Annotated in this window: 10 protein-coding genes and 3 pseudogenes; 5 read left to right on the top strand and 8 right to left on the bottom strand. The window is 73.6% G+C overall.

The features are described 5' to 3' along the window. Positions 1-212 precede the first annotated feature (212 nt). The 4 genes and pseudogenes from ACN261_RS18590 to ACN261_RS18605 form a co-directional block, all read left to right on the top strand. Positions 213-1631: pseudogene (locus ACN261_RS18590) on the top strand (ATP-binding protein); the annotation flags it as partial. Continuing rightward, positions 1608-3077: pseudogene (locus ACN261_RS18595) on the top strand (ATP-binding protein); the annotation flags it as partial. The pseudogenes ACN261_RS18590 and ACN261_RS18595, both read left to right, overlap by 24 nt. A 6-nt stretch (positions 3078-3083) precedes the next feature. After that, positions 3084-3722, top strand: a pseudogene (locus ACN261_RS18600) (toprim domain-containing protein); the annotation flags it as partial. 38 nt (positions 3723-3760) lie between these two features. Beyond that, positions 3761-6250, top strand: a complete 2490-nt coding sequence (locus ACN261_RS18605; protein WP_421486619.1) for a DNA gyrase/topoisomerase IV subunit A — start codon at positions 3761-3763, stop codon at positions 6248-6250. 48 nt (positions 6251-6298) lie between these two features. On the opposite strand, the gene ACN261_RS18610 is transcribed toward ACN261_RS18605, so the two are convergent. From ACN261_RS18610 to pseB, 7 genes are all read right to left on the bottom strand, one after another. Further along, on the bottom strand, positions 6299-6931 hold the full coding sequence (locus ACN261_RS18610) for an alpha-ketoglutarate-dependent dioxygenase AlkB (protein ID WP_425851263.1): 633 nt from the start codon (positions 6929-6931) through the stop codon (positions 6299-6301). A gap of 13 nt (positions 6932-6944) precedes the next feature. Further along, positions 6945-8033 carry a PseG/SpsG family protein gene (locus ACN261_RS18615; RefSeq protein ID WP_421487048.1) on the bottom strand — a complete coding sequence of 363 codons (1089 nt, stop codon included), beginning with the start codon at positions 8031-8033 and terminating at the stop codon, positions 6945-6947. Then, positions 8030-8758 carry a cytidylyltransferase domain-containing protein gene (locus ACN261_RS18620; RefSeq protein WP_421487049.1) on the bottom strand — a complete coding sequence of 243 codons (729 nt, stop codon included), beginning with the start codon at positions 8756-8758 and terminating at the stop codon, positions 8030-8032. Before ACN261_RS18620 ends, ACN261_RS18615 begins: the two co-directional genes overlap by 4 nt. 110 nt (positions 8759-8868) lie before the next feature. Beyond that, positions 8869-10674: a class I SAM-dependent methyltransferase gene (locus ACN261_RS18625; RefSeq protein ID WP_425851265.1), complete on the bottom strand. Its 1806-nt coding sequence runs from the start codon at positions 10672-10674 to the stop codon at positions 8869-8871. Further along, complete coding sequence (locus ACN261_RS18630; protein ID WP_425851267.1) at positions 10671-11507, bottom strand: hypothetical protein; 837 nt, start codon at positions 11505-11507, stop codon at positions 10671-10673. The genes ACN261_RS18625 and ACN261_RS18630 overlap by 4 nt, the downstream gene beginning before the upstream one ends. A gap of 12 nt (positions 11508-11519) precedes the next feature. After that, a complete protein-coding gene (locus tag ACN261_RS18635; protein WP_425851269.1) occupies positions 11520-12677 on the bottom strand; it encodes a DegT/DnrJ/EryC1/StrS family aminotransferase in 1158 nt (385 codons plus the stop codon). Further along, a complete protein-coding gene (gene pseB, locus ACN261_RS18640) occupies positions 12674-13657 on the bottom strand; it encodes a UDP-N-acetylglucosamine 4,6-dehydratase (inverting) (protein WP_363656547.1) in 984 nt (327 codons plus the stop codon). The genes ACN261_RS18635 and pseB overlap by 4 nt, the downstream gene beginning before the upstream one ends. A gap of 348 nt (positions 13658-14005) precedes the next feature. Between pseB and ACN261_RS18645 the strand changes: the two genes are divergently transcribed. Next, a complete protein-coding gene (locus tag ACN261_RS18645; RefSeq protein ID WP_425851272.1) occupies positions 14006-15799 on the top strand; it encodes a hypothetical protein in 1794 nt (597 codons plus the stop codon). Positions 15800-15902: 103 nt separating this feature from the next. Here ACN261_RS18645 and ACN261_RS18650 read toward each other — a convergent pair whose 3' ends face one another. Next, complete coding sequence (locus ACN261_RS18650; protein ID WP_421486624.1) at positions 15903-16415, bottom strand: GNAT family N-acetyltransferase; 513 nt, start codon at positions 16413-16415, stop codon at positions 15903-15905. Positions 16416-16488: the final 73 nt, after the last annotated feature.

A 16488-nucleotide genomic window follows, 5' to 3' on the forward strand; every position in this document is an offset into this window, starting at 1 on the left:
ATGGCGGAAACGGTCGTTTCCGGCCGGCGGGCACCCCGCCCGGGAAGGCCCCGACCCCCGGCGGCGTTGCCCCCGGCGGACGCGCACCCGCCGTCCGACGTGGGGCTGCACGGCGCTGTCGGGGCGTACGGCTACGCTCGCTGCGGCACGCCGCGCGTGGAGATCGAGACGGTGAGCGGCACCACACCGCCGAGACCGGGGAGTACGACCAGTTGACCGCACAGCCTGAGACCCTCTACGGGGCAGACGACCTCACCCACCTGGAGGGCCTGGACGCCGTCCGCAAGCGTCCCGGCATGTACATCGGCTCGACCGACAGTCGTGGCGTGGGTCACCTCGTCAACGAGATCCTCGACAACTCCACCGACGAGGGTGTCGCCGGTCACGCCACCACGGTCGAGGTGATCCTGCACGCCGACGGCTCGGTGCAGGTCGACGACGACGGCCGGGGCATCCCCACCGACGTGCACGCCAAGTCCGGCATCTCCGGGGTCGAGCTGGTGCTCACCCGGCTGCACGCCGGCGGCAAGTTCGGCGGCTCCGGCTACAAGACCTCCGGCGGCCTGCACGGCGTGGGCGCCTCCGCCGTCAACGCGCTGTCCCGCCGCTTCGACGTGACCGTCCGGCGCGGCGGCAAGGTGCACGCGATGTCCTTCCGGCACGGCGTCCCCGGCGTCTTCGCCGGCGACGGCCCGGACGCCCCGTTCACCCCCGGCCCCGGCCTGCAGGTCGTCGGGTCGATGAAGCGGGGCCAGCGCACCGGCACCTCGATCCGCTACTGGCACGACGCCCGCTACTTCGAGACCGGCGCGCGCCTCGACGTCGAGGCCGTCCGGATGAAGCTGCGCAACACCGCCTTCCTGGTCCCCGGGGTCGACTACCGGCTGCGCGACGAGACCGCCGAGGAGCCGGTCGAGGAGCGCTTCCACTACCCCAACGGGCTCACCGACATGGTCGAGTTCCTGGCGCCGGCCGGTGACCGGCCGGTCTCCGGCACCCTGCTGGTCACCGGCGAGGGGACGTACCGGGAGAACGCCGCCGACGCCAACGGCGTGATGCAGTCCAACGTGCAGCGCCGGGCCGAGGTCGAGATCGCCTTCCGCTGGGGCACCGGCTACGAGCGCACCGTCGAGTGCTTCACCAACACCATCCGCAACGCCCACGGCGGCACCCACCGTAAGGGCTTCGAGCGGGCGCTGACCCGGACCCTGGCCGACGCCGTCCGCAACACCCGGGGCCTGCTCAAGCCCAAGGAGGACCCGCCCACCCTGGACGACGTCCTGGAGGGGATGACGGCGGTGGTGCACGTGCGCATCCCCGAGCCGCAGTTCACCTCGCAGACGAAGGACGAGCTCTCCACCGCCGGCATCACCAAGGTGCTCCAGACCCTGGTCGAGCAGCACGTCAAGGCATGGCTGGAGGACCGGCGCAGCAAGGCCGAGGCGCGCACGGTGCTCCAGAAGATCGTCGACGCGGCCCGGGTCCGGCTGACCCAGAAGCAGCAGAAGGACGCCGCCCGGCGCAAGACCGCCCTGGAGGGCGCGTCGATGCCCGCCAAGCTGGTCGACTGCCGCGCGACCGGGGTGGACCGCAGCGAGCTGTTCATCGTGGAGGGGGACAGCGCCCTGGGGTGTTTTACCGGCGACACCATGGTTGCGCTCGCCTCAGGCGAAGCCCGGTCCTTCGCCGATCTGGCAGCGGACTGGCAGCGCGGAGTGACCCATTTCGGTTACACCACCAACAAGGCGGGGCGCGTGGTGGTCGCTCCCCTGGTGGAGCCCCGCCTCACCAAGCGAGCTGCCCGGCTGGTCCGGGTGCGGCTCGACAACGGCGCGTCGGTGCGTTGTACTCCAGATCACCTCTTCCGGCTGCGTGACGGTTCCTACCGGCGGGCCGATGCCCTGGCCCCCGGTGAGTCACTCATGCCCCTGTACAGGAGCGTTTCCAGTAAGACCGAGGGGCACAACCTGCACGGCTACGAACGGATCTGGATGAACGACCGGGAGGAGTGGGTCTACACCCACTACCTCGCCGACGCCTGGAACCTTCGTCATGGTCGTGACAGCGCCACCAACGGCAACGTCCGTCACCACATCGACATCAATAAGCGCAATAATGATCCGCGAAACATCCGACGGATGACCTGGGCCGACCACTCGGCACTGCACGCCGCGATGATGGGTGAGCACGTCCACGCGGGCTGGCGGGAGTGGTTCGCCAACGGGGGCCGGGAGTTCAAGTCGGCCATGCTCAGCGCACAGTGGCGCGACCCCGCATTCCGGGAGGCGTGTCTCGCCCGGCTGTTCGCGCTCAACGAGTCGCCCGAATTCCGAGCCAAGCTGGAAAAAGGATTCCAGGACTGGTACACCGCGCTCGGTGACGAGGAAAAGGCCGCTTACGCCGACCGGATGAGGGACCGGCAGGCCCAGTACTGGTCACAGCCCGAGCACCGTGAGGCCGCTGCGGAGCGCGTCCGGAACTACTTCGCGGACCCTGCTCGTCGTTCCGCCTGGCGGGCGCGTTCGGTGCGGCAGTGGGACAACCCCGAGCTGCGGGCCTGGCGGTCGCGAAAGACCGTCGAACAGTTCAGCGACCCCGCCGAGCGGGAGCGCCAGCGCAACGCGGTGCGGGCCTGGCACGAAGAGAACCCCGAGTTCGGGGCCCGTCACTCACGCTTGATGAAGCAGCGGTTGGCGGACCCGGGCACCGGTCACCTTGCCAAGGCACAGGCCGGTCGGGCCGCCTATGTGGCCAACGTGCCGAAGAGTGAGCGGGTCGGTCGCCAACAGGAGGGCAGGCGGCGGGCCGCGCTCAAGCGGCTCGCCCCGCTGCTGGTGCTGCCGGATACGGAGCTTGCTGCGGCGTACGAAGCCGACCGTCTGAGGTCCGCACGCACGGGACTCCGGTTCGATCGACTCCTGGCGTTCTACGACGGCGACTACGCCCGCCTCCGGGAGGCGGTCGATCTGGTGAACCACCGTGTCGTGTCGGTCGAGCCGCTCGACGAGACAGCGGATGTCTACGACCTGACCGTCGACGGCTACCACAATTTCGCCCTCGAAGCGGGGGTCTTCGTCCACAACAGTGCACGGGTCGCTCGTACCTCGGAGTACCAGGCGCTGCTGCCGATTCGCGGCAAGATCCTCAACGTGCAGAAGGCCAACCTCCAGCAGGTGCTCGACAACGCCGAGTGCGCCGCGATCGTGCAGGTGCTCGGGGCCGGCTCGGGACGCACCTTCGACCTGTCCTCGTTGCGCTACGGCCGGGTGCTGATCATGGCGGACGCCGACGTGGACGGCGCGCACATCCGGACCCTGCTGATCACCCTGTTCGCCCGCTACATGCGACCGCTGATCGAGGCCGGCCGGCTCTACGCCGCGATGCCGCCCCTGCACAAGATCACCACGAAGGGGCGCAGCCCGCAGACCACCTACACCTACACCCAGGCCGAGATGGAGGCGACGGTCCGCAAGCTGGAGAAGGCCGGCAGGCAGATCGTCACCCCGATCCCGCGCTTCAAGGGCCTCGGTGAGATGGACGCCGACGAGTTGTGGGAGACCACGATGAACCCGGCCACCCGGGCGGTCCGCCGGATCACCCTCGACGACGTCGACGCCGCCGAGCGCATCCTCGAACTGCTGATGGGCGAGAAGGTCGAGCCGCGCCGCAACTGGCTGATCGACTCCTCCGACCGGGTCGACCGCGACGCGATCGACGCATGAGCACCGTGGCCGCCGTATCCCCGGAAGAGAGCTGAACGATGGCACGCCGTAAGGACGACCGCGCCAAGGTGGACCTGTCCGCCTTCGACCAGGCCGGCGCGCGGGTCTTCGACAACCCGCTGGTCACCGAGGTGTCCGACTCCTACCTGGAGTACGCCTTCTCGGTCATCCACTCCCGCGCCCTGCCCGATGCCCGCGACGGCCTCAAGCCGGTGCACCGCCGCATCCTGTGGTCCATGCACGAACAGGGCCACCGCCCCGACCGGGGGCACGTCAAGTCGGCCCGGATCGTCGGCGACGTGATGGGCAAGTACCACCCGCACGGCGACACGGCGATCTACGACGCGATGGTCCGGCTCGCCCAGGACTTCTCGCTCAACGCGCCCCTCATCGATGGGCACGGCAACTTCGGTTCCCCGGACGACGGACCGGCCGCCGCGCGCTACACCGAGGCCCGGCTCTCCCGGGAGGCGATGCTGCTCGTCGGTGAGCTGGGCGAGGACACCGTCGACGTCGAGCCCAACTACGACGGCTCGCTGACCCAGCCGACCGTGCTGCCCGCCGCATTCCCCAACCTGCTGGTCAACGGCGCGTCCGGGATCGCGGTCGGGATGGCGACCAACATGATCCCGCACCACCTGGGCGAGGTGGTCTCCGCCGCCCGCTGGCTGATCAACCACCCGGACGCCGACCTGGACAAGCTGATGGAGTTCGTCCCCGGCCCCGACCTGCCCACCGGTGGCCTGCTGCTCGGGCTGGACGAGGTGCGCCGGGCGTACGAGACCGGGCGTGGCGTGGTGCGGATGCGCGGCCGGGTGGAGATCGGCCCGCTGGAGGGCAGCCGGGGCCGGCAGGCGATCACCGTGGTCGAGCTGCCGTACGGCGTCGGCGCGGAGAAGGTCATCGCGGCGATCACCAACGAGGTGAACAAGACCAAGCGGCTCACCGGCATCGCCGACGTCAAGGACCTCACCGACCGGGAGAGCGGCACCCGGCTGGTCGTCGAGTGCAAGGTCGGGGTCAACCCGCAGGCGCTGCTGGCCGACCTCTACCGGCTGACCCCGCTGGAGCAGTCCTTCGGCATCAACAACCTGGTGCTGGTCGACGGGCAGCCGCGCACCCTCGGGTTGAAGGCGCTGCTGGAGGTGTTCCTGGCCCACCGCTACGAGGTGGTGACCCGGCGCAGCGCGTACCGGCGGCGCAAGCGCCAGGAGCGGCTGCACCTGGTCGACGGCCTGCTGATCGCCCTGCTCGACATCGACCGGGTGGTCAAGCTGATCCGGGCCAGCGAGGACGCCCAGGCCGCCAAGGACGGCCTGATGCAGAAGTTCAAGCTCTCCGAGATCCAGGCCACCTACATCCTGGACACCCCGCTGCGCCGGTTGACGAAGTACGACCGGATCGAGCTGGAGGCCGAGCAGGAGAAGCTGCGCGGGGAGATCGCCGCGCTGTCGAAGATCCTCGACGACCCGAAGGTGCTCCGCAAGGTCGTCTCCGACGAGTTGGCCGCCGTGGTGAAGCAGTTCTCCGGGGCGCGGCGGACCACCCTGGTCGACGGGGACCTCAAGGAGGTGCTGGCGGCGTCGGTGCCGGCCGGGCCGCTGGAGGTGGCCGACGACCCGTGTCAGGTGATCCTCTCGGCGACCGGGCTGGTCGCCCGGACGGCGGCCGAGTCGGAGGAGGCGTCCGAGGGGCGTCGACGCAACGGCCGGGTCAAGCACGACACGGTACGCGCGGTCGTGCACACCACGGCCCGGGGGCGGGTGCTCCTGGTCACCAGCGCCGGCCGGGCCTTCAAGGTCGACGTGTTGCCGCTGCCGGTGCTGCCCGAGCAGGCCGGCACGGTGTCGTTGCGGGGCGGGATGGCCGCCGCCGAGCTGGTCCCGCTGGCGGCGGGGGAGACGGTGATCGGGCTGGCCCCGCTAGGTCCGACCGCGCAGGGCTCCCCGGGCCTGGCGGTGGGCACCCGGCAGGGCGTGGTGAAGGTGTGCACGCCGGAGTGGCCGGTGCGGTCGGACGAGTTCGAGGTGATCTCGCTGCGGTCGGGCGACGAGGTGGTGGGGGCCACCTGGCTCGACGACGGCAGCGAGACGTTGGCGTTCGTGACCAGTGAGGCGTCCCTGCTGCGGTTCGCGGCGTCCGTGGTCCGCCCGCAGGGGCTCAAGGGTGGGGGGATGGCCGGGGTCAGCCTGCCGGCGGGCGCCCGGGTGGTGTTCTTCGGCGCGGTCCGCACCGACGACGCCGCGCACGGGGAGCCGATGGTGGTCACCTCGACGGGGGCGACGGTCAAGGTGACGCCGTTCGCGTCGTACCCGGCGAAGGGCAGGGCGACCGGCGGGGTGCGCGCGCAGCGGTTCCTCAAGGGTGAGACGGATCTGGTGGTGGCCTGGATCGGGGCGCGGCCGGTGGGCGCGACGGCGACCGGTGACCCGGTGGAGCTGCCGCCGGCCGATCCGCGCCGGGACGGGTCCGGTTTCGCCGTCATGCTCGGCCCGACCGTCGTCGGGCACCTCATCGAACGCGACTGAGCCCGGCCCGGCCGCCGCAGGGGCTGGCGGCCGGCCGCCCCGTCGGCGTCAGGCGACGTCGACGGGGCGGAACTGGACGCTGACCCGGGGGCCGACCGGGCGGGTGGTCTTGGGCACGGCATGTTCCCAGGTTCGCTGGCAGGACCCGCCCATCACCACCAGGTCGCCGTGGCCGAGCGGGAAGCGCAGGGTGTCGCCGCCGCCCCGGGGGCGCAGCAGCAGCGGGCGGGGCGCGCCGAAGGACACGATCGCCACCATCGTGTCGGTGTGCGCGGAACGGCCGAGGGTGTCGCCGTGCCAGGCGACGCTGTCCCGCCCGTCGCGGTAGAGGCACATGCCGGCGGTGACGAACGGCTCGCCCAGCTCGGCGGCGTAGTGCCGGCTCAGTGCCGTGCGGGCGGCGGTGAGCAGCGGGTGCGGCAGCGGGCGGTCGGGGCCGTACCAGCAGAGCAGGCGGGGGACGTCGACCTGCGTGTCGTACATGGTGCGGCGTTCGGCCCGCCAGGGGACGCCGGTGCGCAGGGTGTCGAGGACCGCGTCGGAGCCGTGCACCCAGCCGGGCAGGTGGTCGACCCAGGCGCCCCGGGTGAGCGTCCGGCGGCGCAGCCCGGCCAGCGGGGTCAGCGTCGGGCCGGTGTCGGTGAGGTCGAGCATCGACGGTTGGTAGGCGGCCTGCGGCATACCCGGCACCCTATCAGTGCTTTAGTACACCCGTACGATCGGCGATCCGGGTGAGGACCGCGTCGGCGACCCGTTGCCGGCCGCGCCCGTCGACGGTGGTCCAGGCGCGGGCGGCGAGGGCAGCCCGCCGTCGGGGGGAGGCCAGCAGGGTGCGTAGGGTGCGGGCCGCGTCCGCCCGTGCGGCCCGCCCGGCCAACCCCGGTGCGGCCAGTTCCGGCAGCTCGCCGAGGCCGGCGGCGAGCCCGTGCGCCACCACCCGCCGGTACGCGTCGCGCTGGTTGTCGACCACGCAGACCAGGGCGGCGGGTACACCGAGACAGCACAGTTCCCAGGTGGAGGTGCCGGCGGCGCTGACCACCAGGTCGGCCGCGCCGATCAGCGTGGGCAGGGCGTCGGTCGGCGCGACGAGGTGCAGCGACTGCCCCCGCCCGGTGCCGACCCGCGACAGTTCGGCCTCGATCCCGGGGCGGGCGACGACCACGGTCACCGCCATCGGGTGGCCGGTGCCGAGCAGCACCCGGGTCAGCACCGGGGCCGCGCCGACCGCGTCGGTGCCGCCGAAGAAGGCGAGCACCCGGGGGCGGGGTGCCGGGGTGGCCGGCGGCGGGGCGGCCGGCCGGGCGGCGGTCACCGCGTCGCGCAGCAGCGCGTACCGGACGCCGGCCAGCAGCCGCCCGTCGTCGGGTACGTCGGCGGTGGGCTGCCCCCCGGGGGTGTCCGCGCCGTAGTTCTGGTCCAGGTAGAGGTCGGCGTCCTGACCCCGGGTGTCGCCGTCGACGAGGCAGAGGGTGAGCACGCCGGCCGCCCGCAGCGCTCCCGCGCCCGCCGGGTCCAGCTCGTACGAGTCGAGCACGAACGCGTCGAGGGCGTGCGTACGGGCCGCCTCGACCAGCCCGGCGGGGGTGTCGGGGCCGGGGTGGACCGGGATGCCGCAGGCGGCCAGGTGGGCGGCGGCCCAGCCGACCCGGTCCACCGTGCCGAACAGTTCGACCCGGGCGCCCCGGGCCAGGAACTCCTCGCCGAGGGCCAGGCACCGCACCAGGTGCCCGACGCCGGTGTGCGGGCCGGCGTCGCAGCGCAGCCCGATCCGTGGTGGGTTCAGGACTCCTCCAGCCGTTTCTGGCGTACCGAGGAGTTGAGGGTACGCAGGTCGGGCCGCCCGTCGAGCCAGTCGGCGAGTTTCGCCAGCGGCACGCTGACGTCGCCGAAGTGGTCGACGACCGCGCTGACCAGCGCCCAGTCCTGGTCGGTGTCGAGGGTGAGCCGCAGCGTCGACCGGTCCGGGGTGAGGGTCACCCCGAGCACCCGGAACAGCTCCGGATGGGCGTACGCGAAGGAGGTGACGTGCACCCGGTGGTGGTCGACGGCGAGCCGGTCCAGGGTGCGTAGCGCGTCCGCCCGGATGATCTCCACGTCCAGCCCCCGGGGCAGGGTACGGGCGATCGAGGTGCTGGCGTAGTCGAGCCCGGGGACGGCCCGGTAGACCGACGCCACCAGGGTGACGATCTCCGGGTCGAGCAGCGGGCAGTCGGCGGTGAACCGCATGACGGCGTCGCCGGGGTGGGCGTCGAGCGCGCCGACGAACCGGCTCAGCACGTCGTCCACCGGCCCCCGGTGCACGGGCACGTCGAGCCGTGCGCACTCGGCGACCACCGCGTCGTCGACGGCGTCGACGCTGGTGGCGACCACCAGGTCGGCGAGGACCCCGCTGTCCCGGGCGGCCCGGACCACCCGGCCGAGCACGCTGCGTCCGGCCAGCGGGCGCAGCACCTTGCCGGGTAGCCGCGACGAACCCATCCGGGCCTGCACGATGCCGACGATCCGCAGGTCGGAGCCGGCCGGTGTGACCGCGTCGGCTCCGACGGGGTCGGCGCGACCGGGCCGGCCCGTCGCCATCCCGCCGCCGGGCCGTTCCGGCGGCGGGGTGGCCGGGGCGGTCACTGCTGCTCCTGCGGCGGCTTCGGGCCGAGCGCCTCGCGGGCCCGCCGCTTGGCCGCCCGCGCACCCCGCTTCGCCAGTCGGGCCGGGGTGATGGCGAGCCGGCCCACCCGGTAGCTGAGCGAGCCGCTGAGCAGGTTGATCGTGGCGTCGGCGCGACGCAACGCCCGTTCCCGCGAGGTGAGCAGCTCCTCGGTCCACTTCAGCAGGGCTGCCAGCCGGGTCAGCTCCTCCCGCTGGCGTACCCAGGCTTCCCGCATCTGCTGGTAGCTGCGCGGCCCGGCGGGCGGGTCGGTGGGGGTGACCGCCCGCAGTTCGGCGGCGAGCATCCCCCGCCCGTCGGCGTCCAGGCCGCGTAGGGCGGCGGCGACCGCCGCCTCGGTCTGCACGGCCGCGTCGACGGTGGCCCGGTCCAGGTCGTGCCCGGCGACGCCGCCGAGGACCACGGTCAACCCGGCGACGTCCAGGGTGGACGGCCAGGGGTGGGCGTAGCCGCCGGTGAGCAGGGTGACCGCGAACCGCCACAGCCCCCGGGCCAGCGCCACCTCGAGGGTCAGCGGCTCGCTGGCCTGCCAGCTCGGGTCGAGCACCGCGAAGGTGTCGCCGTCGACGACCACGGTGTCCGGGTCGGCGAGCGCGACCGCCCCGGTGAGCCGCCCGTCCGGGCCGGCCCGTCCGGCGAGCCACCCCGCGTAGCCGCCCAGCAGTCGGCGCAGGGTGTCCAGGTCACGGCGCAGGCAGCCGTCGAGCAGCACGGTGCGCAGCAGCCGTCCCGGCGGCACCGGGCCGGTGAGCGCGGTCGGGTCCCGGTGGGCGGCCTCCCGGCTGGCGAAGGGCGCCGGTCGGGTCCGGTCGGCCCCGCCGCCGGTGACCGCCCAGTGCCAGCCGTCCGGTCGGTCGGCCACCTCGACCACCCCCACCCCGGGCGGGCCGGTCTGCACCAGCACCACCGGAAGCGCCGGGTCGACGGGCGCAGCGGGGCCGGGGCGGCGGGCCAGCGTCAGCCAGCCGGGGGCCAGTGCCGCACCGAGCCCGGCATGCAGTGCGTCGACCGCCAGCCGGGCCGGGTCCTGGAGCACCGGGCCGGCGGCGGACCCACCGGCACACGCCCCGTGCAGCACCGCGTCGAGCAGCCCCGAGGTGGGCCGCTGCTCCAGCGCGTCGGTGGCGACCAGGGCCGTCGGGGCACCCGGACCGGGGTACGCGGCGTAGCCGGCGTCGGCGGTCAGTCCCACCTCGGCGAGCCGGGCGCGTAGCTGCTCCCGGTTGGCCGGGCGGCCGGCGTCGAGCACCCCGCCGATGCTCCACGCCGCGTCGCCCCGGTCGGCGTACCAGGGGGTGGGGGAGACCAGCCGGGTCACCCCCAGCGGGTTGTCCAGGCGCAGCAGCAGCGTGCCGCCGGGGCGCAGGGCGGCGGCCAGCCGGGCCAGCACCCCCGTCCAGCCCAGCCGGGCCCCCTCGACCGACTCGACGGCGTCCAGTCCGGCCCCGGCCACCACCACGTCGAACGTGTCGGCCGGGTCGAGTCCGGCCGGGCCGCCGACGACCACCCGGGCGGCCCGGCCGGCCAGGGCCACCGCGTCCGGGTGGCTGCGCAGCAGGCAGGTCACCTCGGCGTGGGCGAGGCGGTCGAGCAGCGCCGGGTCGTGCGGCCCGGCCAGCAGCACCCGCGCCCCGGCCGGGACGACCCGGGCGGCCAGCGCGCCCAGCGGCCCACCGTCGGCCAGCCGCTGCTCCGGCAGGTCGGACCAGGCCAGCATCTCCCCGCCGGGCAGGACGACGGGGGCGGTGGTTCCAGTGGTCAACTCGTTCCTCCTGCGGGATGCGCCCAGCCGAGCAGTTCACGCAGCTCGGCCGGGGTGCAACGGTGGTCGGTGCCCAGTTCGGCACGGGCGATCCCGACGGCGGTCGGCAGGTCCACCGACTCGCCGTGCAGCTGCGGCCACTGCCGCCGGATGCGGGCGGTGCCGCCGAAGGTGGGGTCCTCCTTGGCCAGGATCATCGGGTCGCCGTAGACGGCCGGTTCGCATCCGGCGGCGATGCCGTAGAAGATGGCGCTGGTCAGCCGGTTGGACGCCACCCGGGCGTGCCGGCGCAGCTCGGTGAGCTGCTTGTCGAGGAACAGCGGGTCGGTGTCGCGCCACCAGTGGCCCCGGTAGCCGTGGCAGATCACCCGGAAGCCGGCGTTCTCGTAGAGCCGGCGGACCCGGCGCATGCCGTACTCGTGCCAGTAGAGGCAGACGGTGACCGGGCCGGGTTCGGTGTCCCTGATCCGGGCGATCAGCTCCCGGTGGTCGCCCTTGACGTGCTGACCCTCCCAGCCGTGGAACGGGTACCAGATGGTGCCCTCCCGGGCGGCCGGCGGCGGGTCGTCGCGGCGCAGGTCGAGCAGGTACGCGAAGGGCGCGCCGGTGACCACCACGTTGCGCCGCCCCACCGACCAGGCCCGTCGCCGCGTCTGCTCCGACCAGAGCAGGCTGGGGGTGCGCTCGGCGTACGGGTGGCCGGGGGCGAGGCCGTCGCCGATGTTCCAGCCGTGCTGGACGTACCCGTTGATCCGGGGCGGGTGGCCGTCGCCCAGCCCGCAGTAGCGGGCCAGCACGTGGGCGTGGCCGTAGAAGTGGTTCGCGTGGTGCATCGGTTCCCCCGGTCAGGCGGCGGTGGGCGCGGTGACGCCGCGCAGCGCCGCGCCGAGCGCGTCGATCACCCGGTCCTGGTCGGTGTCGGTGAGACCCGGGTACAGCGGCAGCGAGAGCTGCTGGGCGTAGAACGCCTCGGCCACCGGGCAGGACCCGCGCCGGTAGCCCAGGTCGGCGAAGGCCGGGTGCCAGTGCACCGGCAGGTAGTTGACCTGCACGCCGATGCCGGCGGCGCGCATCCGGTCGTACACCTCGCGGCGGCGGCCGTCGAGGACCCGGACCGGGTAGAGGTGCCAGGCGGGGGCGGCCCAGGACCGGCGGGTCGGGGTGAGCACCCCGTCCAGGTCGGCCAGCGCCTCGTCGTAGCGGGCCACCAGCCGGGCGCGGGCGGCGAGGAAGTCGCCGAGCCGGCGCAGTTGGCTGCGGCCCAGCGCGCAGAGCACGTCCGGCAGCCGGTAGTTCAGCCCGAATTCGTGCACCTCCTGGTGCCAGCCGCCCTCGTCCGGGGCGCGCAGATCGGCGCGGTCCCGGACCAGCCCGATGTTGCGGAACCGGCGGGCCCGCGTCAGCAGCTCCGGGTCGGCGGTGGCGACCGCGCCGCCCTCGGCGGTGGTGAGGTTCTTGGTGGGGAAGAACGAGAAGGTGGTCAGGTCGGCCAGCGACCCGACCGGCCGGCCCCGGTAGGTGGCCCCGATGGAGTGCGCCGCGTCGGCCAGCAGCAGCGCGTCCGAGCCGGTCAGGGCGGTGCGCAGGGCGTCGTAGTCGGCCGGGTGGCCGGCGTAGTCGACGGCGGCGACGACCTTCGTCCGGGCGGTGGTCGCGGCGGCGGCCGCCGCCGGGTCCAGGGTGAACGTCCCCTCCTCGACGTCGGCGAAGACGATCCGCGCGCCGAGGGCGACCGCGCTGCTGGCGGTCGCCACGAACGTCATCGGCGGCACCACCACCTCGTCGCCGGGGCCCACCCCGGCCGCCGCGTAGGCGACGTGCAGGGCGGCGGTGCCGTTGGCGACCGCCGCGCAGCCGGCCCCGCCGGTCCAGCCGGCGAGGTCGGCCTCGAACGCGTCGACCTGCGGGCCGGTGGTGAGCCAGTCGCTGCGCAGGGTGGCGACCACGGCGGCGACGTCGTCGTCGGTCACCGACTGCCGGCCGTACGGGAGCATCGCCGTCACGCCGTGATGCCGAGCATGTCGCGCAGCTGCGGGACGCTCAACCACTCGTCGTTGCCGTCGGACTGGTAGGCGAAGCCGTCCGGCACCGGCTCGCAGTCGACAGGCGGCCGGTAACCCCAGGTGGCGATCGTCGGCTGGACGATGAACCGGTCCTTCGCGCGCAGCGTCCGGCGGCTGTCGTCCGGGGCGATCATCTCCTCGTGCAGCTTCTCGCCGGGCCGGATGCCGATCTCGTGGGTGGTGGCGTCCGGGGCGACCGCCTCGACCAGGTCGAGGATGCGCATGCTGGGGATGCGCGGTACGAACAACTCACCGCCCTGCATCTGGTCGAAGCTGTCCAGCACGAACTGCACGGCCTGGTCCAGGGTGATCCAGAACCTGGTCATCCGCTTGTCGGTGATCGGCAGGCTCTTGCCCTCGGCGGCGAGCCGGCGGAACAGCGGCACCACCGAGCCCCGGCTGCCGACCACGTTGCCGTAGCGGACCACGGCGAACCGGGTGGGGTGCTGGGCGGCGTAGTGGTTGGCCGAGACGAAGAGCTTGTCGCCGACGAGCTTGGTCGCGCCGTACAGGTTGATCGGGCTGGACGCCTTGTCGGTGGAGAGCGCGATGACCTTCCGGACGCCGGCCTCGATGGCCGCGTCGACCACGTGCTGCGAGCCGGTGATGTTGGTGGCGATGAACTCCGACGGGTTGTACTCGGCGGTGTCCACCTGCTTGAGGGCGGCGGCGTGCACCACGTGGTCCACCCCGTGCATGGCCCGGGTGAGCCGGTGCCGGTCCCGGATGTCCCCGATGAACCAGCGCAGCCGGGGGTCGTCGCCGAGTTGCTGGCGCAGCTCGTACTGCTTGAGTTCGTCGCGGGAGAACACCACCACCCGGGCCGGGTCGGCCACGTCGAGGACGTGCCGGAGGAACGTCTTCCCGAAGGACCCCGTCCCGCCGGTGACCAGAATGGACGACCCGTTCAACTCACTCAATGTGGTGCTCCCCAGCTCGTGGTTGCGCCGCAGGCTCCGGGCCAGGCGACCGGACGGACGCTAACCAGGTCGGGTTAACGCACCGACGCCCCCGGGTTAACCGCCCACGCTGGTCGTGTGAATGCCGGCCCCCCGGCGGGCGAACACTTGCCGACCCGGCCGCTGCCGGCTGACCAGCGGGTACGCCGCTGACTACAGTGGCCCGGCGCGGCCCGGTGGGCACCCCCCCCGGAGGCGCATCCGACACCCACGGCCGGGCACCGCCCCACCGGCCCGGCCTGCGGGCCGGGACCGTCGTGCGTCCCGGGCCGGCCGACGGGGGTACCCCGACGAGGCAGGAGACGACGCATGGTGGCCGTCACCGAGGTGGGACACCGGGTCGCCGACCCGGCCGGGCAGCCGGCTCGCCGACGCCGGCGACTGGTGCCGGCGCTGCTGGTGGTGGGCTGGCTGCTGGGCGTCGGCTGGCGGATGTGGCTGTCCCGGCACGTGCCGCTGCCCATCGCCCACACCGACGAGGACAGCTACCTGCACACCGCCCGCGCGCTGGCCGGCGGGCCGGGCGGCTTCAGCAGCGAGAACGGGCCGTTGCGTCGGGTCGGCTACCCGCTGCTGATCTCCCCGGCGTTCCTCGGGGAGCGGGACTTCACCGACAGTTACCGACTGGTGCAGTTGATCAACGCGGCGGTGAACGCGACGGTGCTGCCGCTTGCGTACCTGCTGCTGCGCCGGCTGGTGCCGGTACGCCCGGCGGTCGCCCTGGCCGCCGCGACCGTCGCGGCCACCCTGCCGGCGACGGTGTTCTACGCCGGGGTGGCGATGATCGACGCGGTGCTCGCGCCGCTGGTGCTGGCCTGGCTGCTGGCCGTGCACCACTGGGTGCGCCGGCCCGGCCCGCTGGTCGCCGCCGGGGCCGGCACCCTGGTCGGGACGTTCCACCTGCTGCACTCCCGGGGCCTGGTGATCGTGGGCGTGCACGCCGGCCTGGTGCTGCTGCTGTTCCTGCGGCGACGGACCGGTCCGGCGCAGGTGCTGGCCGCGGTGCTGCCGGTGCTGGCGCTGGCACTGCTCAACGAGGCGGTCATCCGGCTGCTCGGCGACCGGGTCTACCTGCTGGGTGACCCGCCCGGCAGCGGCACCGTCCGGGCGGTCGCCTCCGGGCCGGGGCTGCTGCGGGTCGGCGCGGCGGTCGGCACCCAGCTCTGGTACCTGGTGGTCATCACCTTCGGGGCGGCCGGTGTCGCCTGGGCCGGTGCCGTCCGCCTCCTGCTTGGCCGTCCCGCCCCCGCCGCGACGACGGGGCACGCCCCCGCCGTGTCCCCGCCGCCCGCCGCCGGCCCGGCCGACGGGGACGGGGCGACCCGGTGGACGGTCGGGGTGGCGCTGGTGACCAGCGTGGGGGTGGCGGCCGGCGCGTCGGTGATCCTGGCCGGCGTCACCGGCAAACCGCTGGACGCCATCTACGGCCGGTACGTGCAGATGCTCGCCCCGTTCTGGCTGCTGCTCGGGGTGGGGATGCTGGTGACGGCGACGCCCCGGCAGCGGTGGCGGCGGGCGGCGGTCGCGGTGGGCCTGCTGCTGGCCGGCGCGACCCTGATCGCCGCCCGGCTGGCCTGGGTCGCCAGCCGGGGGCACGAGCTGCGCTACGGCGGGTTCGGCGCACCGGACCTGATGGCGCTCACCGGTGGCTGGCGGGAGTTCCGGCCGTTCACCGGGGCGGCCGTCGGGATCGCCGGCTGCCTGCTGCTGGTCGCCGCCCTGCGGCTGCCCCGGTGGCGGGTGCCGGTGCTCGCCGCGCTGGTGGCGGTGAACCTCGGCACCATGCAGGTGATCACCGACCGGTTGGTCCGGCCGGTGGTCGCGGCGACCGCACCCACCCCCCGGGCTTCCGACCTCGGGGTACGCCCCGGCGACCGGGTCTGGGCGTCGCTCGGGGTGCAGTGGGTGCTCCGGTTCAACCTCAGCCACCAGGTCACCTGGGCCGACGTGCGGTGGTTCGGGGACGCCCCGCCGGCCGACGCCGACGTGGTGTTCGTCAGGTGGGCACCCGGCGGGCCGGACGACTGGGACGGCACCCGGTACGGCTTCGTCCGCCTCGGCGGCAACCCGCAGCAGCACTGGGCCGCCTGGCGACGTGCCTGAGCCGAGGGTCGCGCCGCCCGGAACCGGCCCGCCGGGCTCGGCGACGCAATTCGGTTAACGCAGGATGGCGGGCCGGTTAATGGTCACCGGACAATCGCCGAAATCAGCGACGGCGACGGTTCTCCCGGCTCAGGGAAATAGGGACGACGGTGATTTCCCGGCCGTCGTGCGTCTCGCGTCGACCGGTTCCCTCGACGAACCGGAACCGTCGGTTCATCTGCCGTACGACCGTGTTGTCGGCCAGTACCTCGCCGTCGAGCCGGTCCAGCGCGAGCACGTCGAAGGCGTGGTCCACCGCCGCCCGCATCACGCCCAGCCAGGCGGGCAGCGTCGCCCCCCGCTCGGCCAACCCGTCGGCGTCCAGGTAGAAACCCCAGGAAGCGGTGCGTTGCGGCCCGTCCGGGCGCAGGTCGAAGAAGGTCACCACACCGGCCGGCCGGTCGTCGTGCAGGTAGATCAGCACCCGCCGGGTCGGGTCGGTGAGCACCCGCGACCACCACGCCGCGTGCTCGGCGGCGGTGATCTCGTGACTGGTCTTGCTGACCTGCCGGTTGGTTTCCTGATTACGCCAGGACAACATCAGGTTAACGTCTTCCGTCGTGGCCTCGCGCAGCACCCGTACCCCTTTGTATTCATCTGGTGGACCCCTGCGGACCCTACCCGGGTAAAGGGGTCGGACAATTGTCGGG

Source organism: Micromonospora sp. WMMD723 (assembly GCF_049863385.1).
Classification (GTDB): domain Bacteria; phylum Actinomycetota; class Actinomycetes; order Mycobacteriales; family Micromonosporaceae; genus Micromonospora; species Micromonospora wenchangensis.

Bases quoted from the DNA above. Each gene is read 5' to 3' on its own strand.
- ACN261_RS18605 (WP_421486619.1), top strand. From the start codon at position 3,761: ATGGCACGCCGTAAGGACGACCGCGCCAAGGTGGACCTGTCCGCCTTC.
- ACN261_RS18610 (WP_425851263.1), bottom strand. From the start codon at position 6,931: ATGCCGCAGGCCGCCTACCAACCGTCGATGCTCGACCTCACCGACACC.
- ACN261_RS18630 (WP_425851267.1), bottom strand. From the start codon at position 11,507: ATGCACCACGCGAACCACTTCTACGGCCACGCCCACGTGCTGGCCCGC.
- ACN261_RS18645 (WP_425851272.1), top strand. From the start codon at position 14,006: ATGGTGGCCGTCACCGAGGTGGGACACCGGGTCGCCGACCCGGCCGGG.